This is a genomic window from Halopseudomonas sp. Lyrl_26 (assembly GCF_051948695.1).
In the GTDB taxonomy this organism is placed as follows: Bacteria; Pseudomonadota; Gammaproteobacteria; order Pseudomonadales; family Pseudomonadaceae; genus Halopseudomonas; species Halopseudomonas formosensis.
The window spans coordinates 1-22,177 of sequence record NZ_JAYJLH010000012.1 but is presented as its reverse complement, the minus strand read 5'-3'; the positions used below and the strand labels follow the sequence as shown (position 1 = coordinate 22,177).

25 protein-coding genes are annotated in these 22,177 nt (G+C 62.5%); 12 read left to right on the top strand and 13 right to left on the bottom strand.

Annotation, left to right across the window (positions count from 1 at the left end):
• Nucleotides 1–352: 352 nt before the first annotated feature.
• Entirely contained in the window at nt 353–1,201 is an 849-nt protein-coding gene (rsmI, locus tag VF673_RS12555) for a 16S rRNA (cytidine(1402)-2'-O)-methyltransferase (RefSeq protein WP_440292211.1), read from the bottom strand.
• Between the two features lie 126 nt (nt 1,202–1,327).
• On the opposite strand from rsmI, the gene VF673_RS12550 reads away from it, so the two are divergent.
• From VF673_RS12550 to VF673_RS12535, 4 genes are read left to right on the top strand one after another with little or no spacing between them, the layout of a single operon-like run.
• Nucleotides 1,328–3,151, top strand: coding sequence for a penicillin-binding protein activator (locus tag VF673_RS12550; protein WP_440292210.1), 1,824 nt, complete (start codon nt 1,328–1,330; stop codon nt 3,149–3,151).
• A complete protein-coding gene (locus VF673_RS12545) occupies nt 3,145–3,525 on the top strand; it encodes a YraN family protein (protein WP_090540557.1) in 381 nt (126 codons plus the stop codon). The genes VF673_RS12550 and VF673_RS12545 overlap by 7 nt, the downstream gene beginning before the upstream one ends.
• Before the next feature lie 14 nt (nt 3,526–3,539).
• Nucleotides 3,540–4,133 carry a phosphoheptose isomerase gene (locus VF673_RS12540; RefSeq protein ID WP_440292209.1) on the top strand — a complete coding sequence of 198 codons (594 nt, stop codon included), beginning with the start codon at nt 3,540–3,542 and terminating at the stop codon, nt 4,131–4,133.
• A complete protein-coding gene (locus VF673_RS12535) occupies nt 4,130–4,696 on the top strand; it encodes a BON domain-containing protein (protein WP_440292208.1) in 567 nt (188 codons plus the stop codon). The genes VF673_RS12540 and VF673_RS12535 overlap by 4 nt, the downstream gene beginning before the upstream one ends.
• Nucleotides 4,697–4,793: 97 nt before the next feature.
• Here VF673_RS12535 and VF673_RS12530 read toward each other — a convergent pair whose 3' ends face one another.
• The 7 genes from VF673_RS12530 to rplM form a co-directional block, all read right to left on the bottom strand.
• Entirely contained in the window at nt 4,794–5,186 is a 393-nt protein-coding gene (locus VF673_RS12530) for a ClpXP protease specificity-enhancing factor (RefSeq protein ID WP_440292230.1), read from the bottom strand.
• Between the two features lie 27 nt (nt 5,187–5,213).
• Nucleotides 5,214–5,843 carry a stringent starvation protein SspA gene (gene sspA, locus VF673_RS12525; RefSeq protein ID WP_440292207.1) on the bottom strand — a complete coding sequence of 210 codons (630 nt, stop codon included), beginning with the start codon at nt 5,841–5,843 and terminating at the stop codon, nt 5,214–5,216.
• 192 nt (nt 5,844–6,035) lie between these two features.
• A complete protein-coding gene (locus VF673_RS12520) occupies nt 6,036–6,815 on the bottom strand; it encodes a cytochrome c1 (RefSeq protein ID WP_440292206.1) in 780 nt (259 codons plus the stop codon).
• Nucleotides 6,815–8,038, bottom strand: a complete 1,224-nt coding sequence (locus VF673_RS12515; protein WP_090540568.1) for a cytochrome b — start codon at nt 8,036–8,038, stop codon at nt 6,815–6,817. The genes VF673_RS12520 and VF673_RS12515 overlap by 1 nt, the downstream gene beginning before the upstream one ends.
• On the bottom strand, nt 8,038–8,634 hold the full coding sequence (gene petA / locus VF673_RS12510; RefSeq protein WP_440292205.1) for a ubiquinol-cytochrome c reductase iron-sulfur subunit: 597 nt from the start codon (nt 8,632–8,634) through the stop codon (nt 8,038–8,040). Before petA ends, VF673_RS12515 begins: the two co-directional genes overlap by 1 nt.
• A gap of 269 nt (nt 8,635–8,903) precedes the next feature.
• Complete coding sequence (gene rpsI, locus VF673_RS12505) at nt 8,904–9,296, bottom strand: 30S ribosomal protein S9 (RefSeq protein WP_273127390.1); 393 nt, start codon at nt 9,294–9,296, stop codon at nt 8,904–8,906.
• A 12-nt stretch (nt 9,297–9,308) separates the two neighbouring features.
• Complete coding sequence (gene rplM, locus VF673_RS12500) at nt 9,309–9,737, bottom strand: 50S ribosomal protein L13 (protein ID WP_440292204.1); 429 nt, start codon at nt 9,735–9,737, stop codon at nt 9,309–9,311.
• Between the two features lie 272 nt (nt 9,738–10,009).
• Between rplM and VF673_RS12495 the strand changes: the two genes are divergently transcribed.
• Nucleotides 10,010–11,050 (top strand): NADP(H)-dependent aldo-keto reductase, encoded by a 1,041-nt coding sequence (locus VF673_RS12495; protein ID WP_440292203.1) that lies wholly within the window; start codon nt 10,010–10,012, stop codon nt 11,048–11,050.
• Nucleotides 11,051–11,137: 87 nt separating this feature from the next.
• Here VF673_RS12495 and zapE read toward each other — a convergent pair whose 3' ends face one another.
• Together zapE and VF673_RS12485 are read right to left on the bottom strand one after the other, a co-directional pair.
• Nucleotides 11,138–12,232 carry a cell division protein ZapE gene (zapE, locus tag VF673_RS12490; RefSeq protein WP_440292202.1) on the bottom strand — a complete coding sequence of 365 codons (1,095 nt, stop codon included), beginning with the start codon at nt 12,230–12,232 and terminating at the stop codon, nt 11,138–11,140.
• 60 nt (nt 12,233–12,292) lie between these two features.
• Entirely contained in the window at nt 12,293–12,916 is a 624-nt protein-coding gene (locus VF673_RS12485) for an alpha/beta hydrolase (protein WP_440292201.1), read from the bottom strand.
• Between the two features lie 185 nt (nt 12,917–13,101).
• Between VF673_RS12485 and VF673_RS12480 the strand changes: the two genes are divergently transcribed.
• The 5 genes from VF673_RS12480 to VF673_RS12460 are packed head-to-tail and all read left to right on the top strand — an operon-like array spanning nt 13,102 to nt 17,068.
• Nucleotides 13,102–13,551, top strand: a complete 450-nt coding sequence (locus VF673_RS12480; RefSeq protein WP_440292200.1) for a YhcB family protein — start codon at nt 13,102–13,104, stop codon at nt 13,549–13,551.
• Between the two features lie 34 nt (nt 13,552–13,585).
• Nucleotides 13,586–14,722, top strand: coding sequence for an MlaE family ABC transporter permease (locus VF673_RS12475; RefSeq protein ID WP_440292199.1), 1,137 nt, complete (start codon nt 13,586–13,588; stop codon nt 14,720–14,722).
• Nucleotides 14,719–15,525: an ABC transporter ATP-binding protein gene (locus tag VF673_RS12470; protein WP_440292198.1), complete on the top strand. Its 807-nt coding sequence runs from the start codon at nt 14,719–14,721 to the stop codon at nt 15,523–15,525. Before VF673_RS12475 ends, VF673_RS12470 begins: the two co-directional genes overlap by 4 nt.
• Nucleotides 15,525–16,442, top strand: a complete 918-nt coding sequence (locus tag VF673_RS12465) for an MlaD family protein (protein WP_440292197.1) — start codon at nt 15,525–15,527, stop codon at nt 16,440–16,442. Before VF673_RS12470 ends, VF673_RS12465 begins: the two co-directional genes overlap by 1 nt.
• Nucleotides 16,439–17,068, top strand: coding sequence for an ABC-type transport auxiliary lipoprotein family protein (locus VF673_RS12460; protein WP_440292196.1), 630 nt, complete (start codon nt 16,439–16,441; stop codon nt 17,066–17,068). Before VF673_RS12465 ends, VF673_RS12460 begins: the two co-directional genes overlap by 4 nt.
• A 1-nt stretch (nt 17,069) precedes the next feature.
• Here the strand turns inward: VF673_RS12460 and VF673_RS12455 are convergent, their stop codons facing one another.
• The 3 genes from VF673_RS12455 to VF673_RS12445 form a co-directional block, all read right to left on the bottom strand.
• A complete protein-coding gene (locus tag VF673_RS12455; protein ID WP_440292195.1) occupies nt 17,070–17,975 on the bottom strand; it encodes an AEC family transporter in 906 nt (301 codons plus the stop codon).
• Nucleotides 17,972–19,213: an MFS transporter gene (locus VF673_RS12450; RefSeq protein WP_440292194.1), complete on the bottom strand. Its 1,242-nt coding sequence runs from the start codon at nt 19,211–19,213 to the stop codon at nt 17,972–17,974. Before VF673_RS12450 ends, VF673_RS12455 begins: the two co-directional genes overlap by 4 nt.
• 161 nt (nt 19,214–19,374) lie before the next feature.
• Complete coding sequence (locus VF673_RS12445; RefSeq protein WP_273128295.1) at nt 19,375–20,085, bottom strand: phosphoribosylaminoimidazolesuccinocarboxamide synthase; 711 nt, start codon at nt 20,083–20,085, stop codon at nt 19,375–19,377.
• A 450-nt stretch (nt 20,086–20,535) separates the two neighbouring features.
• Here VF673_RS12445 and sul2 point away from each other — a divergent pair, with 450 nt between their 5' ends.
• Together sul2 and aph(3'')-Ib are read left to right on the top strand one after the other, a co-directional pair.
• Nucleotides 20,536–21,387: a sulfonamide-resistant dihydropteroate synthase Sul2 gene (gene sul2, locus VF673_RS12440; RefSeq protein ID WP_011270145.1), complete on the top strand. Its 852-nt coding sequence runs from the start codon at nt 20,536–20,538 to the stop codon at nt 21,385–21,387.
• Nucleotides 21,374–22,177, top strand: coding sequence for an aminoglycoside O-phosphotransferase APH(3'')-Ib (aph(3'')-Ib, locus tag VF673_RS12435; protein ID WP_001082319.1), 804 nt, complete (start codon nt 21,374–21,376; stop codon nt 22,175–22,177). The genes sul2 and aph(3'')-Ib overlap by 14 nt, the downstream gene beginning before the upstream one ends.

The following is a 22,177-nucleotide window of genomic DNA, read 5'->3' as shown; positions in this document are numbered from 1 at the left end:
TCTGCAAGGCTGAAGCGGATCGCGATTGGCCGGCAGGGCTGTGCCGACACGCCGTGAATACGTCCATGTAGGCTCGCGGTTTTCATCCCTGAAAACCGACGGTCGGCCCAGCCCTGCCGGCCAACCACGTCAGTGGATTCTGTGCTGCTGCGAGTTTGAAAACCCATCAGCCACCGCAAAAGGCAATACCTTTGAGCTGGGTATGACCTGCCTGAGACCGTTTGATGACAGGGATGTCATCAACGAGCCCACAGGGATGTGTTTACGGCGTGTCTCAGGTGGGTCATACCCGGCGCAAAGAGGACTCCGCTCGTGCAGCGGCAGCCGGCCCTCACAACCAGACCGGCTCGGTTCAGCGCCCCTTCTCCAGAGCAAGCTGATACAGGCGATTCTTCTTCACCCCGGTAATGCGCGCCGCCAGCGCTGCAGCCTGCTTGACCGGGAGCTCCTCCAGCAGGATATCCAGCACGCGCGCGGCAGCCGGATCGAGTGCATCTTCGTCAGTGGACTGCGGCGCGCCCTCCACTACCAGCACGCATTCACCGCGTTGCTGATCCGGATCGTTGCGGACCCATTCCACCAGTTCGGCCAGGGGCGCGCCCCTGATGGTCTCGAAGGTCTTGGTCAGTTCCCGGGCCAGCACCACATGCCGTTCGGAGCCCAGGATGTCCAGCAGATCCTCCAGACACTCCAGCAGACGATGCGGCGCCTCATAGAGCATCCAGGTGCGCGGCTCGGCTGCCAGCGCCTCGATGCGCTGCCGACGGCCGTGAGCCTTGGCCGGGAGGAAGCCCTCGAAGCTGAATCTGTCCGAGGGCAGCCCTGCCGCGCTGAGCGCAGCGATCAGGGCGCAGGCGCCGGGTATCGGTGAGACCCGCACCCCGGCCTCCCGGGCCTGGCGCACCAGATGGAAGCCGGGATCGGAGATCAGCGGGGTGCCGGCATCGGAGATCAGCGCCATGTCCTCGCCGGCCAGCAGCCGCTCGACCAGCCGGGCGCTCTTGTCGCGCTCGTTATGGTCATGACAGGCGGTGGTGGCGGTGGTGATGCCGAAGTGCTGCAGCAACCGGGCGCTGTGGCGGGTGTCTTCGGCGGCGATCAGGCTTACCGAGCGGAGCACTTCCAGCGCCCGCGGTGTCAGATCCTGCAGATTGCCGATCGGCGTGGCGACAACGTAGAGAGTACCGGCAGTGGTAGACATGACAAATCCTGAGAACGGTGACCCTTGATTGTACAGGACGTGACCGGTTTCCCGCCAAGCACATGGCAGCCCATGCCCCCGGCGGTTACACTATGCGGCAAAGTGCCCCAATCCAAGGTAGCCCTGATGTTCCGCATGTTTCGCCTGCCGCTTGCCGGCCTGATCCTCGCTTCTCTGATTGCCGGCTGCTCGGCGCCGCCCCGCCAGTTGGCGGACCTGCCTGCGTCCACCGACGCGCCGATCAGTGACATCCTGCGGCAGGCAGAACGACGCTCCGGGGCAGAAGCCAACCTGCTGCGTCTGCATGCCGCCCAGACTGCCTGGAATCGTGAGCAGCCCGAGGAAGTCCGGCGCATTCTGGCGTTGATCCCGCAGAGCGAGCTGCCCCTGGACCAGCAACAGCGCTTCAGTGAACTCCAGGCCCGCAGCGAACTGGCCCTGGGTCAGCCGGCGGCTGCGCTGCGGGCCCTGCAACATCCTTCCCTGCAACAGCTGGAGGGGCTGCCCCCCTCAAGCCAGGTGCAGATTCACCTGCTGCGGGCCGAGGCGCTGAGCGCCAATGGTAACCACCTGAAAGCCGCCCAGGAGCGGATGTTCGTCCATGATCTGCTGCCCGACGTGGACCAGCAGAAGAATCTCGTGAAGATCTGGCAGCAGCTCGACCAGGTACCGACCGGGCCGCTGCGCGAAGCCGCCGGCGCGGCCAGCGGTGAAACTGCAGGCTGGCTGAATCTTGCCCTGATCCAGCGCGAACATGGCAGCCTGGACCTTCAGGTCCATGCGCTTCAGCAGTGGCAGCGGCAGTATCCTGACCACCCGGCAGTGCAGAACCCGCCGGAAGGCGTGACCCGTCTGCTGGAACTGCACGCGCAACGCCCACGCCACCTGGCCCTGCTGCTGCCCTTCGACGGCAACCTGGCCAGCGCTGCCGACGCCCTGCGCGATGGCTTTCTTGCCGCCCAGTACAACGCACTCGGTCAGGGCCTGGAGCAACCGCAGGTCAGTCTGTATGACAGTGGCAACTATGCCGACCTGATGCAGTTCTACCGCCAGGCCGAGGCCGACGGGGTGCAGTGGGTGATTGGCCCGCTGGACCGCCAGCAGGTCGCCCGGCTGGCCAGCCTGCCGCAACTGCCGCTGCCAACCCTGGCACTGAACTATGCCGACAGCACCAGCACCCCGCCCCCGGGGCTGTTCCAGTTCGGCCTGTCGCCGGAGGATGAAGCGCGCTCGGCAGCGCAGCGGGCCTGGCAGGACGGGCACCGGCAGATGGCGATCCTGGCCAGCCAGGAAGACTGGGGCCAGCGCGCCGCCCGGGCCTTTGCCGAGCAGTGGCAGGCACTGGGCGGCACGCTGGTCGGACATGAGACGATCGACCAGCCAGCGGCAATCGCCAACCAGATCGCCGGCCTGCTGCGCGTCCAGGAAAGCGAGCGCCGCAACCAGCGCATCCGGAGTGTTCTGGGTGACAGCGTGACCGTGCAGCCGACTCCCCGTGCGGAGCTGGAGGCCCTGTTCCTCGCCGCCAACCCGCTTCAGGCGCGACAGATCAAGCCGACGCTGGTATTCCAGTACGCCGGTGATCTGCCGGTGTACGCCACCTCCCATGCCTATCGCCTCTCCGTACATGGTGAGCCGAACCCGGATATCGATGGTTTGCTGATAGCAGAGATTCCCTGGCTGCTGCACAACTCCGACTCCCTGTACGACACCGTGGTCAGCTCCTGGCCGGCCGCCGCCGGCCCGATGGGGCGTCTCTATGCCATGGGCGTCGACGCCCAGCGCATTTTCAATCGTTTACTGCAGATGCAGGAGCACCCGGAGACCCGCATTCATGGCGCCACCGGCACCCTGTCGCTGGACCCCAGCGGCCGCGTGCGCCGGGAGCTGTCATGGGGCCAGATCGTGGATGGTCAGCTGCAGCCGACCGGTGACCTGACGCCGTGGTAAGCGGCCGTCGGACCCTGCGTCAGATCAGCGGCGACCAGGCGGAGCGGCACGCCGAACAGCTGCTGCTCGGTGCCGGAATGCGCCTGCTGGCCCGCAACTACCGTTGCAAACAGGGCGAGCTTGATCTGGTCATGCGGGATGCCGATACAGTAGTATTCGTCGAAGTGCGCTACAGGCGGCGAGACCTGTGGGGCGACGCCGCGGAAACCGTGGACTGGCGCAAGCAGAAACGCGTGATTGCCGCTGCCCACCACTATCTGCTGACCCACCCCCACCTGGCCAACCAACCCTGTCGTTTCGATGTCATCGCCGCCATCGGCGACCCCGCGGACCCGGCATCCTACCGCTGGCTCCGGGAAGCTTTCACTTGCTAGCGAGCCTTTTTTCTATGGACATGCAACACCGTATCAGACAGCTGTTTACCGACAGCATCGAAACCAAAACCCGTGCCATGGACGTGCTCGGCCCACCGATCGAGCAGGCCAGCCAGCTGATGGTCAATGCCCTGCTGAACGAGCGCAAGATCCTCAGTTGCGGCAACGGCGGCTCAGCCGGTGATGCCCAGCATTTCTCCTCGGAGCTGCTCAACCGCTTCGAGCGCGAGCGCCCCAGCCTGCCCGCCATCGCCCTGACCACCGACAGCTCCACCATCACCTCTATTGCCAACGACTACAGCTACGAGGAGGTATTCTCCAAGCAGATCCGCGCCCTGGGTCAGGCCGGTGACGTGTTGCTGGCGATCTCCACCAGCGGCAACTCCGCGAACGTGATGCAGGCTATTCAGGCCGCCCACGACCGCGAGATGCTGGTGGTTGCCCTGACCGGACGCGACGGCGGCGCGATGACCTCCCTGCTGCTGCCCGACGATGTGGAAATCCGTGTGCCGGCGCGCTCCACTGCGCGCATCCAGGAAGTGCATCTGCTGGCCATCCACTGTCTGTGCGACCTGATCGACCGCCAACTGTTCGGGAGTGAGGAATGATACGTATCACCGCCGTTCTGCTTGCCCTGACCCTGGCTGGCTGCAGCGGAGTACTGACAGCGACCCGGGAAACGCCGATGGAGCCGAATTATGGCACCCGCACCCTGGGCAGCAGTATCGATGATCAACTGATAGAAACCCGCGCCAGCGTCAACATCGCCAAGGCCCACCCGGACCTGGAAGCCCAGTCACGCTTCAGCGTAACCAGCTACAACGGCGTGGTATTGCTCACCGGACAGGTGCCGCGGGCCGAGCTGGTGCAGCTGGCCGGCGATACCGCCCGACGAGTACAACGGGTCAAGGTAGTGCATAACGAGCTGACCGTCGGGCCGCGACTGTCCCTGCTGGCCCGCAACAATGACACCCTGATCACCTCCAGCGCCAAGACCCGGATGCTCGCAGACAGCACCATCCCGGGCCGACGCATCAAGGTGGTTACCGAGGCCGGTGCTGTCTATCTGATGGGGCTGGTTACCCGCGCCGAGGCGGATGCCGCCGTGGCTGCCGTCCAGCAGGTCGGCGGTGTGCAGCGGATCGTGAAGCTGTTCGAATATATCGACTGAGACTGACACCGGGGTGTAGCGCACCTGCGCTACGCCTCAGCGACCGAGCGGACACCCCGGCGTCGAGCGATGCTCGACACCCGTATCGTCATCCCTGCTACTTGACGACCTTGAGTGACGGCCTGCCGCTCGGCTTGGGCGGCTCATCGGACGGGCCTTCGTCCTGCGGGGGCGGTGTTTCGGTATCGATCTCGAAGACCATGCCCTGACCATTTTCCCGCGCATAGATCGCCATTACCGCGCCGATCGGAATCCACACCTGCTGTGCCACGCCGCCGAAACGGCCATCGAAGCAGATGCGGTCGTTATCCATGTCCAGTGACCGGATCGCCGAGGGTGACAGGTTCAGGACGATCTGACCGCCTTCGACGAAGCCTTCCGGCACAGCGGTACCGGGATATCCTGCGTTGACCAGGATATAGGGCGTGCAGTCGTTATCCAGAATCCACTCGTAGAGCGCGCGGATCAGGTAGGGGCGACTGGAGTTCATCTGCATGGGCTGAAGTCCTTGACGGCTTTACTGCATATTGCGTTCAGCAGCCGAGAGACTGCCAATGAAGCCCTCTCGGGCGAAGATGCGGTCCATGTACTCCTGCAGCGGACGAGCCTGCCGGGGGAGCTCGATGCCGAGCACCGGCAGACGCCAGAGGATCGGTGCCAGGCAACAGTCCACCAGACTGAATTCCTCACTCATGAAGAAGGGCATCTCGGCGAATACCGGGGCCACGCCAGTCAGGCTCTCGCGCAGCTCTTTGCGCGCCTTGGTGGTAGCGGCATCGGAACTGGTCGGGTTGGTCAGTACATCGACCAGGGCGCTCCAATCACGCTGGATGCGGTACATCAACAGGCGGCTGTTGGCCCGCGCCACGGGGTAGACCGGCAGCAGCGGAGGATGCGGAAAGCGCTCGTCCAGGTATTCCATCATGATGTTGGGCTCGTAGAGCACCAGATCACGATCAAGCAGAGTGGGAACTGTGTTGTAGGGGTTAACCTCGGCCAACTCCTGGGGGTGGTTATCCGGCTCCACGTTCACGATGTCGACGGTGACACCCTTTTCCGCCAGGACAATACGTACCCGGTGGCAATACTGATCGCTCGGATCGGAAAAGAAAGCCATCGAGGAACGCTTGTTGGCACTGACACTCATATTTCAACTCCCATCCTACAGAAACACACGGCAAGACCGAGCAGCATCCCTGCGGCCTGATCGAAAGCGGCTAGTATACCACATCAGCCAGGAACCCCGGCGGCCTGGACCGACGCGCCGGCAGGACAGGATCTGCACAAACGAAAACGCGCCCCGGAGGGCGCGTTTTCGTGATCAGAAGATCGACAAGCCTTACTTGACGTCTTTCCAGTACTCACGCTTGAGCAGGTAGGCGAAGACAAAGAAGAAGGCCAGGTACAGCAGCACGTAGACACCAATACGGTGACGGGTTTCCTTGATCGGATCAGCCGAGTAGCTGAGGAAGGCAACCAGGTTACGCACTGTGGTGTCGTACTCGTCGGCGCTCTGGGTACCGGTACCCTCGACAACGGTCAGCACGTCGCACTGCTCGGCCAGCATGGGCTCGCCGGTCAGGGAGTCACGCACTACCTTGCCGTTTTCCTTCACCGGTACCGGCGCGCAACCCTTGACCTGCTTGCCCTGCAGCTCGGCCAGTACGTGCGGCATACCAACGTTCTCGAACACGGTGTTGTTCCAGCCGAACGGACGGGAACGATCCTCGTAGAAAGAGCGCATGTAGGTATACAGCCAGTCCTCACCGCGTACGCGGGCCACCATGGTCAGATCTGGCGGCGCAGCGCCGAACCAGACCTTGGAGTCCTCGGGACGCATGCCGATCTTCATGTGATCGCCGTACAGCGCACCGGTGAAGACCATGTTTTCCATCATCAGCTCTTCCGGGATACCCAGGTCAGTAGCCACGCGCTCATAGCGCTGGTACTGGGCCGAGTGGCAGCCCATGCAGTAGTTGACGAAGGTACGAGCGCCGTCCTGCAGTGCAGCCTTGTCGGACAGGTCGATGTTGGCCTTGTCCAGCTGCACACTCGGCCCCGCTGCCAGGGCCAGGCCCGGCAGCAGCGCGAACATCAATGCAATCAGTTGTTTTTTCATCAGCCAGTAACCCTCTCCGGAACGGGTTTGGTCTTCTCCATACGGGTGTAGAACGGCATCAGGATGAAGAAGGCGAAATACAGAACGGTGCACACCTGCGACAGCAGCGTACGGCCCGGGGTAGCCGGGATGGCACCCAGAACACCGAGGACCACGAAGCTGACACAGAAGATCACCAGCCACAGCTTGCTCAGCCAGCCCTTGTAGCGGATCGACTTGACCGGGCTGCGATCCAGCCAGGGCAGGACGAACAGCACAGCGATGGCAGCACCCATGGCCAGCACACCCGGGAACGCGGAGCCGGCGATGGCCGGAACGGCACGCAGGATGGCGTAGAAGGGCGTGAAGTACCATACCGGAGCAATATGGTCAGGGGTCTTCAGCGGGTTGGAGATCTCGAAGTTCGGTTTCTCCAGGAAGTAGCCACCCATCTCCGGGAAGAAGAACACCACGGTGCAGAAGACGAACAGGAACACCGCAACACCGACAATATCCTTCACGGTGTAGTACGGGTGGAAGGGAATGCCATCCAGCGGCACGCCGTTCTCGTCCTTCAGCTTCTTGATCTCGATGCCGTCAGGGTTGTTGGAACCCACTTCATGCAGGGCGATGATGTGCAGCACGACCAGACCCAGCAGGACGATCGGCACGGCAATCACGTGCAGCGCGAAGAAGCGGTTCAGGGTGATACCGGAGATCAGGTAGTCACCACGTACCCACTGGGCCAGATCCGGGCCGATGACCGGAATCGCGCCGAACAGGGAGATGATCACCTGGGCACCCCAGTAGGACATCTGACCCCAGGGCAGCAGGTAGCCCATGAACGCCTCGGCCATCAGCGCCAGGTAGATCAGCATGCCGAAGATCCACACCAGCTCGCGGGGTTTGCGGTAGGAACCGTACATGATGCCGCGCAGCATGTGCAGGTAGACCACCACGAAGAACGCGGAAGCGCCGGTGGAGTGCAGGTAGCGCAGCAGCCAGCCCCATTCCACATCACGCATGATGTATTCGACGGAGGCAAAGGCGGTGGCCCCGGAGGGCTCGTAGCTCATGGTCAGCCAGATACCGGTGATGATCTGGTTGACCAGCACCAGCAGCGCCAGGGAGCCGAAGAAGTAGAAGAAGTTGAAGTTCTTCGGTGCGTAGTACTTGCTCAGGTGATCTTCCCAGACGCGGGTGACCGCCATGCGTTCGTTGACCCAATCAAGCAGCTTGCTCATCAGGCTGTCTCCTCCTGATCGATCCCGATGATGATGACATCATCCGACTCATAGCTATGGGGCGGTACGGGGAGGTTCAGCGGAGCGGGCATGCTCTTGAACACACGACCGGACATGTCGTAGTAGGAACCGTGGCAGGGGCAGAAGTAACCGCCCTTCCAGTCGGCGCCCATATCGACGGCACCGACTTCCGGCTTGAACAGCGGCGAACAGCCCAGGTGGGTACAGATACCCAGCACCACCAGGATTTCGGGCTTGATCGAGCGGGTCTTGCCATCCACATAGGCGGGCTGGCTCGATGCGCTGGACTCGGGGTCGGCGACGACGCTGTCCATTTCATCCAACAGGGCCAGCGCTTCCGGTGTCCGGCGTGAGATGAATATCGGCTGACCACGCCATTCGGCAACAATCTGCTGCCCCGGCTCGATCTTGCTGATATTTACCTTAACCGGCGCACCTGCCGCCTTGGCTCTTGCGCTTGGGAACCATGACCCTACAAAGGGCACAGCCACCCCCACTACACCAGCGGCACCCACGACACTCGTGGCTGCCACCAGGAAGCGACGCCGGCCGTTATTTACGCCGTCATTACTCATCCAGTCGTCTCCCATCAGCTAAACAGACCTTTGCAAAAGGCCTTTTTCAAGTATTGAACTGCCTGCACAAAATGAAACAGATGGTAATGAAAAACCCCTATCGTGACAAGGCGATCTCCCATTATCCCGGAACCTGCGAAGTGTACCCGAACCTGCGTATTTCGGGGCGTCGGGCAGCGCTCATGTTCACGCGACACCTTGTCGCAGATACAAGAACGCCCGGCATCCTGGGCAGGATCCGGGCGTCTTGGAACGCTGAGTCTGTCGACTTAACGCTTGGAGTATTGCGGACGCTTACGCGCTTTACGCAGACCCACTTTCTTCCGCTCGACCTCACGGGCGTCGCGGGTAACGAAACCAGCCTTGCGCAGTTCGCTGCGCAGGGTCTCGTCGTATTCCATCAGCGCACGAGTGATACCGTGACGGATGGCACCGGCCTGACCGGAGATACCGCCACCCTGAACAGTGACGTAAACGTCGAACTTTTCAGTGTTGCCGGTCAGTTCCAGCGGCTGACGCACGACCATGCGTGCAGTCTCGCGACCGAAGAACTGCTCGATGGTGCGGTTGTTGATGGAGATATTGCCAGTACCCGGACGCAGGAACACCCGAGCGGTGGCGGTTTTACGACGGCCAGTACCGTAGTTTTGTGTCACCGACATAGTGAGCTCCTGTTAGATCTTGAGTTCTTGGGGCTGCTGGGCAGCATGCGGATGGTTGGCACCGGCGTAGACTTTCATCTTGCGGTACATTGCCCGACCCAGGGGGTTCTTGGGCAGCATGCCTTTAACAGCGATCTCAATGATACGCGCAGGAGCACGCTGGTTCAGCTTCTCGAAGTTGATACTCTTGAGACCACCCGGGAAACCGGTGTGGCTGTAGTACATCTTGTCCTGAGCCTTGTTACCAGTGACCTGAATCTTCTCGGCATTCACGATCACGATGTAGTCACCGGTATCAACGTGCGGAGTGTACTCAGGCTTGTGCTTGCCACGCAGGCGGCTGGCAACTTCGGTAGCCAGGCGACCAAGGGTCAGACCGGTGGCATCTACTACGTACCAGTCGCGTTTTACTGTTTCCGGTTTGGCGCTGAAGGTTTTCATTAAATCCTAGCCTCAGAGGCCGCTCTATGAATTTCAAAGAGGGCGAATCTTACAGAGTGATATGTGTTTTTACAACCAGTGAGCCTGGGCAGACACTCAGTGGGGGCTGTGGGGTCTGGGTGGCATTCCGGGCTGTAACAACAACGACAGGCTAGGCATCCTGTCGAGAGTGCGGGGCATTATGCCAATGGGGCGAAAAATTACAACCTTTATTTCACCATTGACCGATAATGTCCCCCCTGACTGCCTCTACCACCTGATCGGAGTCCGACATGCTCTATCGCCCCCTCGGCACCAGCTCACTCAAGGTCAGCGCCCTGTGTCTGGGTACCATGACCTGGGGTGAACAGAACACCCAGCGCGAAGCCTTTGCCCAGATCGACCGTGCGCGCGACGCCGGCGTCAACTTCATCGACTGCGCGGAGATGTACCCGGTACCGCCGCGGGCGGAAACCCAGGGTGCCAGTGAGCGCATCATCGGCGAGTATCTGCGCCAGCGGGGCAATCGCGACCAGTGGGTGCTGGCCAGCAAGGTCGCCGGCCCGAACCGCGACATGCAGCACATCCGTGACGGCGCCACCCGCTTCACCCGCCAGCACATCACCGCCGCGCTGGAGGGCAGCCTGAAGCGACTGCAGACCGAGCATATCGACCTCTATCAGCTGCACTGGCCTGACCGGCACACCAACTTCTTCGGCCAGCTCGGTTACCAGCACGACCCCGACGAGCAGATCACACCCATCGAGGACACCCTGGAGGTGCTGGACGATCTGGTGCGCGCCGGCAAGATCCGCCATATCGGCCTGTCCAACGACACCCCCTGGGGCACCAGCCGCTTCCTGCAGCTGGCCGAAACCCGCGGCTGGCCACGCATCGTCAGCGTGCAGAACCCCTACAACCTGCTCAACCGCAGCTACGAGATAGGCATGGCGGAAATTTCCATCCGCGAGCAGGTCGGTCTGCTCGCCTACTCACCGCTGGCCTTCGGCACCCTGACCGGCAAGTATCTCAACGGCCTGCGGCCGGAGAAGGCCCGACTGACCCTGTTCAGCCGCTTCAGCCGCTACACCAACCCCCAGGCCCAGAAGGCCTGCGCACGCTATGTGCAGCTGGCCCGGGACCACGGCCTGGATCCGGCACAGATGGCCCTGGCGTTCGTCACCCGTCAACCCTTCGTCACCAGCAACATCATAGGGGCGACCAATATGGACCAGCTCAATCGCAACCTGACCAGCGTGCACATGGGACTGACCGACAAGATCCTGGAGGCCATCGAGGAGATCCATCGCAGCCAGCCGAACCCCGCGCCCTGAGCCGGGCGGGGGTGCAGCGCAGCCGCGCTGCGCCTGGGTGGACCTGGAATGGTACGTCGTCGCGCAGATGCGCGACGACCCGTTGAATTACGGCTTGTGCGGTCTTGCGAGGAACTCGTGGGACTGCATTTCCAGCAGTCGACTGAGGGTGCGCTGGAATTCGAAATCCAGCCGCCCGCCGGCATACAGGTCCTTGAGCGGTACCTCGGCGGAGATGATCAGCTTGACGTTGCGGTCGTAGAACTCGTCCACAAGGTTGATGAAGCGGCGGGCCATGTCGTCCTTGGTAGCGCCCATCTGCTCGACATTGGCCAGCAGTACCGCCTGGAAGATCTTGGCCAGTGCGATGTAGTCGTTCTGGCTGCGCGGGCCATCACAGAGTTCGCGGAACTCGAACCAGGCAACGTTCTCGTACAGACGCACCGCCTGGATCGCCCGGTTCTCGATGGTCAGCTCGGCATTCAGCCGCACGTGCTCCGGCTCCAGCACCAGACTGCAGAAACTGCGGTCCAGACTGGCCTCGGCCTCCGCGCCCAGCGGGTAATGATAGAGGTCGGCCTGCTCCAGCGCCCGCAACCGGTAGTCCACGCCGTTATCCACGTTGACCACTTCAGTATGCTCCTTGAGCAGGGCAATGGCCGGCAGGAACCGGGCCCGCTGCAGACCGTCCTTGTACAGACCGTCCGGCACGATGTTGGAGGTCGCAACCAGCACCACGCCGTTACTGAACAGCTCTTCCATAAGGGTGCCGAGAATCATGGCATCGGTGATGTCGGTGACAAAAAACTCATCGAAGCAGATCACCCGAGCCTCATCGGCAAACTTGCGGGCGATGACCTTCAGCGGATTCTTCTCGCCCTTGAGTTCACGCAGCTCCTGATGCACGCGCTGCATGAACCTGTGGAAGTGGGTGCGCATCTTGTGCTCGATGGGCAGCGCCTCGAAGAAGGTATCCACCAGATAGGTCTTGCCCCTGCCTACGCCACCCCAGAAGTACAGCCCCTTGACGGGCAGACTGCGCTTGGCTCGGAAGCGACCGAACAGGCCGACACCGCGTGGCGGACCAGCCCGGAGAATATCGTCATAGAGCCGCTGCAGATGCTTGACGGCATTTTCCTGCGCGGGATCGTGGAAAAAATCCGGACGCTTGAGGTCCGCCTGATAGCGTTCAAGGGGCGTCATACTGGGGGTCCAGGGTAAAACAGGGGTCGATACTCTACCCGCCGGACCGCCTGATGGCAATCAGCGCAGGACTTCCTCCACCGCCGCCTTAAGCTCCACCAGCTTGCCATGGAAGAAATGCCCGGTATCGGCAAAGCGCACCAGGTTCACGCCCTCCCTGCCCTCGAGCAGTTCGAATACGGCAGCGGAGGCCACCACATCATCCGCCTCGCCCATCATCACGTTGACCGGACCAGGCAGCGGCAGCAGGTCGGCAAAGGGCAGCCGCTCCACCGAGGGTGCCACCAGCACCACCGCCTCGGGCCAGATGTTCAGGCTTCGCGCCGTCGCGGCGGCGACATAGCCTCCGAAGGAAAACCCCATCAGCCACAGCGGCAGACCGGGGAACTCGCGCGCCGCCCAGTCGACCACTGCCCTGCAGTCCTCGGTTTCGCCGCTGCCATCGGCATGCTGGCCGGCACTCTGCCCAACCCCGCGAAAGTTGAAACGCACCGTATTGGCGCCCTGGTCCCGTGCGGCACGCATCAGGGTCGATACCACCTTGTTATGCATGGTGCCGCCGTGCAGCGGGTGCGGATGGCAGATCACCGCTACCGCCCGGGCCTCGGGCGAGCGGGTGGCGAGGACTTCCAGCTCGCCGGCCGGGCCGCTGATGAGAAAGTGTTCTTCGCTGCTGTGATTCATGGACTGTGCTCCGTGACTGATTCGTGGCTGGTTCGTGACTGGGCGCGGGGCATCTGCGTCGGATAGGCCAGGCAGGACTGAAACATCGATCAGCCCCTAGCCTTGTTTGCCAAATGCCGTTACCGTAACAGCAGTTCCTGGCGGTGCAACAGCACCGCGTGACAAGATTCAACGAGGTACCCAAGGTGGATACAAGCGAAAACCTGTGGATTGCAGTTGTGATTGCCCTGGCCGTGGGCTTTATCGTGGGCATCATTGTAGCGCGACTGGCGCCGCGTCTGAGCGGTGGTTCCGCCTCCAGCACCCAGGCCCAGCTGGAAAGCCTGCAGCTGCGCTTCGAGGAGTACCAGCAGGAGGTGGCCAGTCACTTCAACACCACCGCGAACCTCGTTTCCCGCCTGAACAGGAGCTATCAGGACATTCAGGAACATATGGGTCAGGCCGCAGTCGAACTGGCACCCGACGAGATGACGCGTCAGCGCCTGCTCGCCGCACTGGATCACGATGCAGTGCCGGACAGCCGGGAGCGGGTCGAACCGGTATTCGACAGTCTGGAGCCCCCCCGCGATTATGCGGACAAGACATCGGACAGTCCCGGTACGCTCTCCGAGGAGTTCGGCGTGAAGCGCACCTGATTCATCCTGCTGTCGTCCTCTAACGGAAGCGCCGATGCCGGATGTTACCACCAGCCACTTCATCAGCACGTCATCGGATGACCCTGCCCACCTGACTCTGCAGGGCGATTGGGTGCTGGAGCACTACGCACAGCTGCGACAGCAGGTACGCGAGCTGAGTCGCTCCGGCACGTCGTATCGCTCCGCCGACCTGCACCGGATCGGCCGCCTGGACACCGCCGGCGGCCAGTTACTGGCCGACCTCCTGGGGGCCGAACTGATTCGGCAACTGGCCGACAGCGACCGGGACCTTCCCGAGGAGCGCCGGGTGCTGCTGACACGCATCGCCGACAGTCTGCAAGAAGAGCCTCCAACCCATCCACAGCAGAATGCGGCACTGGAACTGCTCGGCAATCTGGGGCAGTACGTGGTGGGTCTGTGCCAACACACCCTCGTGCTGCTGGCCTTCATCGGCATGACCCTGGCCGGCATGGCCGCCGGCCTGCTGCGCCCCGGTACGTGGCGCATTACCTCCATCGTCGCCCAGATCGAACAGATCGCATTGAACGCGGTGGCCATCGTCGCCCTGCTGACCTTCATGGTCGGCGCTGTCATCGCATTCCTCGGCGCTACCGTCCTGGCCGACTTCGGCGCCACCATCTATACCGTCGACCTGGTCGCCTTCTCCTTCCTGCGCGAATTCGCCGTGCTGCTGACAGCCATCCTCATGGCCGGGCGCACCGCCAGCGCCTTCACCGCCCAGATCGGCTCGATGAAAGCGAACGAGGAGATCGACGCCATCCGCGCCCTGGGGCTCAATCCGCTGCATATCCTGGTGATTCCCCGGGTCATCGCCATGATCATATCCCTGCCGGCACTGACCTTCATCGGCATGCTTTCGGGCATGCTCGGCGGCGCCGTGGTCTGCTCCCTGGCACTGGACATCTCGCCGACCATGTTCCTCCACATCCTGGAGCAAAACGTGGCAGTCCGGCACTTCTACCTGGGTATGGCCAAGGCGCCGCTGTTTGCCTTCCTGATTGCCATCATCGGCTGCATGGAAGGCTTCAAGGTGAGTGGCAGCGCCGAGTCGGTAGGCGAACACACTACCTCGGCGGTGGTGCAGTCGATTTTCGTGGTGATACTGCTGGATGCGCTGGCTGCACTGTTCTTCATGGAGATGGGTTGGTGAGCCGGGACGAAGACAAACCGCTGGTGGAGATCCGCGGGCTGGTCAACCGCTTCGGCAGCCAGACCGTGCACGAGAATCTGGATCTGGACATCCGACCGGGGGAAATCCTTGGCGTGGTGGGTGGCTCGGGTACCGGCAAGTCGGTCCTGCTGCGCTCCATCGTCGGATTGCGCCGCCCCAATGGCGGCAGTGTCAGGGTGTTCGGCGAGCAGCTGGACAAGCTTGATGAACAGAGCCGCTCAAAGGTCGAACGGCGCTTCGGTGTGCTGTTCCAGCGCGGCGCGCTGTTCTCCTCGCTGACCGTCACCGAGAACGTTGCCCTGCCGCTGATTGAGCATGCCGGCCTCAGTCGCGATGACGCCGAGCACCTGGCCGGCATGAAGCTGGCCCTGGCTGGCCTGCCGCCCCACGCGGGGGGCAAGTTTCCCTCCGAACTGTCCGGCGGCATGGTCAAGCGCGCTGCTCTGGCCCGGGCACTGGCGCTGGATCCGGACATCCTCTTTCTCGACGAGCCCACCGCCGGTCTGGACCCCATAGGAGCGGCGGCCTTCGACCAGCTGATTCTCACCCTGCGCGACGCCCTCGGCCTCAGCGTATTCCTGGTCACCCATGACCTGGACACGCTGTACACGATCTGCGACCGGGTCGCCGTGCTGGCGGAAAAGCGCGTGCTGGTGGCTGATACGCTCGAACGCGTGGCTGCAACCGACAACAGCTGGATTCAGGATTACTTCCATGGCCCCCGCGGCCGCGCTGCCGCCAGCGCGGCCAGTCATACACCTCAGCCGGAGCAGAGCCCCTAATGGAAACCCGTGCCCATCACGTCATCATCGGCTTGTTCACCCTGCTGGCCGGCGCCGGCGCCGTGCTGTTTGCGGTGTGGATCAGCAATGCCACCACCAGTTCGGATTACCGCTACTACACGGTGGTTTTCCGCGAGGCTGTCACCGGCCTGTCCCGCGGCAGCGCGGTGCAGTACCGCGGCATTCCCATCGGCGATATCACCGAACTGGGCCTCGACCCGGAAGATCCGTCGCAGGTGCTCGCCGGCATCCGCATCAGCGGTACCGCGCCGATCACCCGGGACACCAAGGCCCGCCTGACTTTCACCGGCATCACCGGCAACACGGTGATCGAGCTGGTTCCCGGCGACCCGAATAGCCCCCTGCTGGACGGCGACGGCACCCAGGCCGCCCGCATACCGGCCACACCCTCGCCCATTTCCAGCCTGCTGGCCAACGGCGAGGATCTGATGACCAACATCAATCAGTTGGTCAGCAACGCCCGCAACATGCTGTCCGACGAGAACGCCGAACGCATCGCACGCACGCTGGAATCGATTGAGGTGGCCGCCGGCAGCCTGTCGAGCCAGGGCGATGACGTGAAGGCGCTGATCAGTGAACTGACCGCCGCCAGCGAGCAGGCCACCGAGCTGATGAGCAGCATCAACGTGCTGGTCAACGAGCAGGGTACCCGAACCCTGGACAACATTGAGCAGACCCTGGCGTCGATTGCCAGTACCAGCGAAACCCTGGAACAGATGCTCACCGACAACAGCGACGCCTTTGCCAGCGGCATGCAGGGCCTCGGACAACTGGAGCCGGCCATCTCCGAACTGCGCGGCAGTCTGACGGCGCTGCGCTCCATCACCCGGCGCCTGGAGGACAACCCTGCCCGCTTCCTGCTCGGTCGCGATACCTTCGAGGAGTATGAGCCATGATCCGCCTGCCCCTGACCACAGGCCTGCTGGCTGCCCTGCTGACCCTGGGTGGCTGTTCGCTGCTGCCCGAATCCGAACCGGTGGCGGTGTATCAGTATTCGCAACCACCGCAGAACCTGATCCAGCAACGCCCCCAGAGCCTGCCCCTGTCCCTGCGGGTCGACACACCCCAGGCCGGCTACGCCCACACCGGACCGCGTCTGATGGTACAGACCCGTGACAATCAGCTGCTCAGCTACCGCGGCGTACGCTGGAGCGACCCGACCCCGACCCTGCTGCGCGAATATCTGGTGCAGGCCTTCCAGCGCCAGGGTGGACTGCGGGCGGTGACCACCGACGAGAACGCGCTGCATGCCGATGTGCATCTGGGCAGTGATCTGCGCCGCTTCCAGGTGGTCGACGGTGAACAACCGCACATCCTCATCGAGCTGCAGGCCCGACTGGTGAACCCGGAAAGCCGCCGGATCTACGTCAGCCGCGATTTCCGTATCGAGCAGCCGATCGGTAACACCCAGATTGCCCAGGTGCTCGAGGGCCATGAGCGGGCGGCCCAGACCCTGGCGCGCCAGTTGCTGGAATGGGCATTGCCGCAGATGGCAGCCATCCCCCCCGACAGCCGCCCCTGAGTCAGAGCGCCAGCAGCAATACCAGCGGCAGGCTGAGCATGGCCAGCAGGGTCTGCAGGGTGATGATGCCGGCCATCAGCTCCGCATCCCCATGCAGCTGGCGGGCCAGCACGTAGGCCGTGGGCGCACAGGGCAGCGCGAAGAGCAACACCACGGCGACCTGCTCCATGCCGGCCATGCCCATCCAGCCGCTGAGCAGCCAGGCGCCCAGCGGCATCAGCAGCAGCCGCCCCATGCTGTTGATCAGTAGCGGCAGGGTTTCCCGGCGCAGGTCCTGTGGCTGCAGCGCTGCCCCTACACAGAGCAGACCCAGTGGCAGACTGCTGGCCGCCAGCAGCCCGAGCAATTCGCTTACCCCGCCGCCCAGAGGCAATCCCACCAGATTGGCCATCACGCCACCTATACAGGCGAGGATCAGCGGATTTCTCAGCAAGGTACCGATCAGGGCCGGCATACCGAGACTGCCGCCGGGGGTCAGCGCCAGCACTGACAGGGTGTTGACCGCCGGCACCGTTACCGCCAGCAGCAGTGCCATCAGGCTCAGTCCGGCATCCCCGAACAGCGCACCCACCGCCGCCAGACCAATGTAGGTGTTGAAGCGCAGGGTCCCCTGCACCAGCACGCCGAAGCGCGAGGCAGGCCAGGCACGCCAGCGACGCAGGAGCACCAGCACACCCCAGCCCACGCCCAGGATCAGCGCCACGCACCCGGCAATGCGCCCCAGGTGCGGACTGTCCAGCGGCGCCCTGGCCAGACTGCTGAACAGCAGCGCAGGGAACAGGACGAAGTAGTTGAGCCGCTCCGCCCCCGGCCAGAAAGCACTGCTTGGAAAACCCGCGCGCCGCAGCAGATAACCGCCGAGAATCAGCGCGAACAGCGGCCAGAGGGCCGCCAGCAGGTAGCTCATGAGGCTGATCCCATGTCTGCCGCGGGTTGCGGCTCTGCGACCGCCAGCTCACGGGGGAAGCGGCGGATCAGCAGGGTGAGACCGAAGCCGGCACTCAGCACCGCCACGGTGAAACCGAAGGCGCTGGTGAAGTTGCCGGTACTGCCGATCAGCCAGCCGGCGATGGCCGGGCCGAAGAACTGGCCGATGGCGAAGAACAGGGTGGCGAAGCTGAAAGCGATGGGAATGTAGCGCGGCGCCACCTGGTCGGTGGCACTGGTCTGGATCATGGCAAACAGGCCGTTGATCGACAGGCCCATGATCAGGAAGTGGAAGAAGAACACCGGCAGCGTCTGGGCGAACAGCGGCAGGGCCATGGCGCCCACCACCAGGGCGATGGAGATCGCCAGGGCATTGCCCCTGCCCCAGTGATCGGACAGGCCGCCCCACACCGGACCGGTCGCCACCGACAGCAGACCGGACATGGCCATCAGCCGCCCGGCGACCACCTCGCCATGGCCGCTCTCGACCATGAAGCTGACCATGAAGATGGTCTGCACTATGTAACCCAGGCCGATGATCCCGTAGGTGCCGGCAACGATCAGCACCCGCGGATTGCGATAGACCCGCCACTTCTCCGCGGCGGACAGCTTGCCACTGACACCGTTGGCCGCCTGCGGGGGATTGCGGACGAACAGCGCGATCAGCAGGGTTGCCGACAGTGCCACGGCACCGAACAGCCCCCAGCTGGCCCGCCAGCCCTGATCACCGAACAGGTCGAGCAGCGCCGGCACCAGCAGCCCCGCCGAGAGGGTGCCTATGCCTACCCCGCTGCTCATGTAGCCGATGACCAGTCCACGCTTTTCCGGGAACCAGGTGGCCAGCAGCGTGACCATGGGGGCGAAGGCGAAGGCGGTACCGAAACCCAGCAGGCCCATGAGCAACGCAATCAGCCAGAATGACGAGGCCAGGGCGAGTCCGGCGAAGCCCAGCACCACTATACCCAGACCGAACAGCACCGAAGCGCGGGCGCCCCAGCGTGCCGCCGCCAGCCCGCCCGACAGCACGAAGCACACGTAGCACAGGGCGGTGATGGTGCCGAGAATGCCGGCCTGCTGGTAGCTCAGGCCCAGGTCCGCACGCATCGACGGCAGTATGATGCCGTAGGCCAGGCGGGCAAAGCCGATTACCACCATGGAGGTGAGGGTGCCACACAGAACGGTGATCACCATGTTCGGGCGGATTGTACTGCGGGTCATGACGACTCTCTTATCGATGGCTCGAACACTGGAAGGCAGTGGCGGCCAGTCGGCCAGACGTACCCCACCCTCCGAAGATGACAAAGCCCGCGAAGGCGGGCTTTGCTGACTATACCGGGACGGCTCCAGCGGAGCCCGGCCGGGCAACCATGAGGGGAATTCTAACCGATCAGCTGCTGGCACAGCACGGCATGGTCGAGCAGCTTGCCCGCCTGATCCATGACCCGCATCGCATCCGCGGAGACCTCATCGATGACCACGACCTGACCGTCGACCAGACCGATCTCGATCTTCATGTCGATCAGCACCAGTCCCTTGCCACGCAGATCGGCCTCGACAATACGGCAGACCTGACGGGTCAGCTCCTTGGCCTGAGCCAGATGCTCGGCGCTGAGCAGGCCCAGGGCCAGGATGGCGTCATCATTGATCAGCGGGTCACCGCGCTCGTCATCCTTGATGGTGATCTCGACCAGATAGTCCAGACCCCGCTCGGCGTCGCTGATGTAATTGCGGTAGCGACGCAGGAAGCTGCCCCAGGGACGGGTGCGGCAGATGAACTCGAAACCGCCCGCGCCCTTCACGTCCTTGCCCAGGGGCTCGGCGCGACGCACTTCCATGGTGCCCTTGTCGAGGTCGGCCGCGACGAAATGGGTGGGAACAGCTGCGGCATGCAGACGCTTGAAGAAGTAGTCGGTCATGGCCAGGGATTTGCGACCCTTGCCTTCGACCTGGCCGATCACGGTGTTGGCACCCGGATCGATGACCCCGTCCTCACCGGTGACGTCGTCCTTGAAGACCAGCAGGATGTTGCCATTGTCCAGGGCGTATACGTCCTTGGTCTTGCCGGTGTAGATCTTTTCGTTTGTGCTCATGACTCTGCTCGCTGGTAATTCCGATTGTGCATTCGACGCCGCGCAAAGGTGGCCTGTGAGTATACACACCCAGTAAAAGGCCCGCCTTCTGGCGGGCCTGGATCACATCCTGCCATCCGCTGCCTGGCTGTGCCAGATGGGGATCACTCCCACTCTATTGTAAACAAGACATTTTTATCTTTTATATTCAATGGCTTATTTTCCTGCTAATTGGTAATACCATGAAAAATACCATGCTCAGAAAAGGCTTAACAATATTTTGAAAAATTGCCTACTGAGCGCTGCCGCACAGCTCCATAGGCCGCTTTCCTGGCTTTGCTTCCAGATGTATGCTCTTCTGCTCCTGCAGCTAATGGATCACCGCAAACAGGTTACTCGCCTGGGGATTCCCTTTCGACCCGAGCATCCGTATGAGACTCATGCTTGATTATTATTATTATAGAAGCCCCCATGAATAAATCGCTCATCATTTTCGGCATCGTCAACATAACCTCGGACAGTTTCTCCGATGGAGGCCGGTATCTGGCGCCAGACGCAGCCATTGCGCAGGCGCGTAAGCTGATGGCCGAGGGGGCAGATGTGATCGACCTCGGTCCGGCATCCAGCAATCCCGACGCCGCGCCTGTTTCGTCCGACACAGAAATCGCGCGTATCGCGCCGGTGCTGGACGCGCTCAAGGCAGATGGCATTCCCGTCTCGCTCGACAGTTATCAACCCGCGACGCAAGCCTATGCCTTGTCGCGTGGTGTGGCCTATCTCAATGATATTCGCGGTTTTCCAGACGCTGCGTTCTATCCGCAATTGGCGAAATCATCTGCCAAACTCGTCGTTATGCATTCGGTGCAAGACGGGCAGGCAGATCGGCGCGAGGCACCCGCTGGCGACATCATGGATCACATTGCGGCGTTCTTTGACGCGCGCATCGCGGCGCTGACGGGTGCCGGTATCAAACGCAACCGCCTTGTCCTTGATCCCGGCATGGGGTTTTTTCTGGGGGCTGCTCCCGAAACCTCGCTCTCGGTGCTGGCGCGGTTCGATGAATTGCGGCTGCGCTTCGATTTGCCGGTGCTTCTGTCTGTTTCGCGCAAATCCTTTCTGCGCGCGCTCACAGGCCGTGGTCCGGGGGATGTCGGGGCCGCGACACTCGCTGCAGAGCTTGCCGCCGCCGCAGGTGGAGCTGACTTCATCCGCACACACGAGCCGCGCCCCTTGCGCGACGGGCTGGCGGTATTGGCGGCGCTGAAAGAAACCGCAAGAATTCGTTATCAGAAAACTGAAGGAACCTCCATTGAATCGAACTAATATTTTTTTTGGTGAATCGCATTCTGACTGGTTGCCTGTCAGAGGCGGAGAATCCGGTGATTTTGTTTTTCGACGTGGTGACGGGCATGCCTTCGCGAAAATCGCACCTGCTTCCCGCCGCGGTGAGCTCGCTGGAGAGCGTGACCGCCTCATTTGGCTCAAAGGTCGAGGTGTGGCTTGCCCCGAGGTGATCAACTGGCAGGAGGAACAGGAGGGTGCATGCTTGGTGATAACGGCAATTCCGGGAGTACCGGCGGCTGATCTGTCTGGAGCGGATTTGCTCAAAGCGTGGCCGTCAATGGGGCAGCAACTTGGCGCTGTTCACAGCCTATCGGTTGATCAATGTCCGTTTGAGCGCAGGCTGTCGCGAATGTTCGGACGCGCCGTTGATGTGGTGTCCCGCAATGCCGTCAATCCCGACTTCTTACCGGACGAGGACAAGAGTACGCCGCAGCTCGATCTTTTGGCTCGTGTCGAACGAGAGCTACCGGTGCGGCTCGACCAAGAGCGCACCGATATGGTTGTTTGCCATGGTGATCCCTGCATGCCGAACTTCATGGTGGACCCTAAAACTCTTCAATGCACGGGTCTGATCGACCTTGGGCGGCTCGGAACAGCAGATCGCTATGCCGATTTGGCACTCATGATTGCTAACGCCGAAGAGAACTGGGCAGCGCCAGATGAAGCAGAGCGCGCCTTCGCTGTCCTATTCAATGTATTGGGGATCGAAGCCCCCGACCGCGAACGCCTTGCCTTCTATCTGCGATTGGACCCTCTGACTTGGGGTTGA

Bases quoted from the DNA above. Each gene is read 5' to 3' on its own strand.
- VF673_RS12460 (WP_440292196.1), top strand. From the start codon at position 16,439: ATGATCCGCCTGCCCCTGACCACAGGCCTGCTGGCTGCCCTGCTGACC.
- VF673_RS12465 (WP_440292197.1), top strand. From the start codon at position 15,525: ATGGAAACCCGTGCCCATCACGTCATCATCGGCTTGTTCACCCTGCTG.
- VF673_RS12450 (WP_440292194.1), bottom strand. From the start codon at position 19,213: ATGACCCGCAGTACAATCCGCCCGAACATGGTGATCACCGTTCTGTGT.
- rpsI (WP_273127390.1), bottom strand. From the start codon at position 9,296: ATGTCGGTGACACAAAACTACGGTACTGGCCGTCGTAAAACCGCCACC.
- VF673_RS12475 (WP_440292199.1), top strand. From the start codon at position 13,586: ATGCCGGATGTTACCACCAGCCACTTCATCAGCACGTCATCGGATGAC.
- VF673_RS12495 (WP_440292203.1), top strand. From the start codon at position 10,010: ATGCTCTATCGCCCCCTCGGCACCAGCTCACTCAAGGTCAGCGCCCTG.
- VF673_RS12515 (WP_090540568.1), bottom strand. From the start codon at position 8,038: ATGAGCAAGCTGCTTGATTGGGTCAACGAACGCATGGCGGTCACCCGC.
- zapE (WP_440292202.1), bottom strand. From the start codon at position 12,232: ATGACGCCCCTTGAACGCTATCAGGCGGACCTCAAGCGTCCGGATTTT.
- VF673_RS12540 (WP_440292209.1), top strand. From the start codon at position 3,540: ATGGACATGCAACACCGTATCAGACAGCTGTTTACCGACAGCATCGAA.
- VF673_RS12520 (WP_440292206.1), bottom strand. From the start codon at position 6,815: ATGAAAAAACAACTGATTGCATTGATGTTCGCGCTGCTGCCGGGCCTG.
- VF673_RS12530 (WP_440292230.1), bottom strand. From the start codon at position 5,186: ATGAACTCCAGTCGCCCCTACCTGATCCGCGCGCTCTACGAGTGGATT.
- rsmI (WP_440292211.1), bottom strand. From the start codon at position 1,201: ATGTCTACCACTGCCGGTACTCTCTACGTTGTCGCCACGCCGATCGGC.
- VF673_RS12455 (WP_440292195.1), bottom strand. From the start codon at position 17,975: ATGAGCTACCTGCTGGCGGCCCTCTGGCCGCTGTTCGCGCTGATTCTC.
- VF673_RS12535 (WP_440292208.1), top strand. From the start codon at position 4,130: ATGATACGTATCACCGCCGTTCTGCTTGCCCTGACCCTGGCTGGCTGC.
- petA (WP_440292205.1), bottom strand. From the start codon at position 8,634: ATGAGTAATGACGGCGTAAATAACGGCCGGCGTCGCTTCCTGGTGGCA.
- VF673_RS12550 (WP_440292210.1), top strand. From the start codon at position 1,328: ATGTTCCGCATGTTTCGCCTGCCGCTTGCCGGCCTGATCCTCGCTTCT.
- sul2 (WP_011270145.1), top strand. From the start codon at position 20,536: ATGAATAAATCGCTCATCATTTTCGGCATCGTCAACATAACCTCGGAC.
- sspA (WP_440292207.1), bottom strand. From the start codon at position 5,843: ATGAGTGTCAGTGCCAACAAGCGTTCCTCGATGGCTTTCTTTTCCGAT.
- VF673_RS12445 (WP_273128295.1), bottom strand. From the start codon at position 20,085: ATGAGCACAAACGAAAAGATCTACACCGGCAAGACCAAGGACGTATAC.
- rplM (WP_440292204.1), bottom strand. From the start codon at position 9,737: ATGAAAACCTTCAGCGCCAAACCGGAAACAGTAAAACGCGACTGGTAC.
- VF673_RS12485 (WP_440292201.1), bottom strand. From the start codon at position 12,916: ATGAATCACAGCAGCGAAGAACACTTTCTCATCAGCGGCCCGGCCGGC.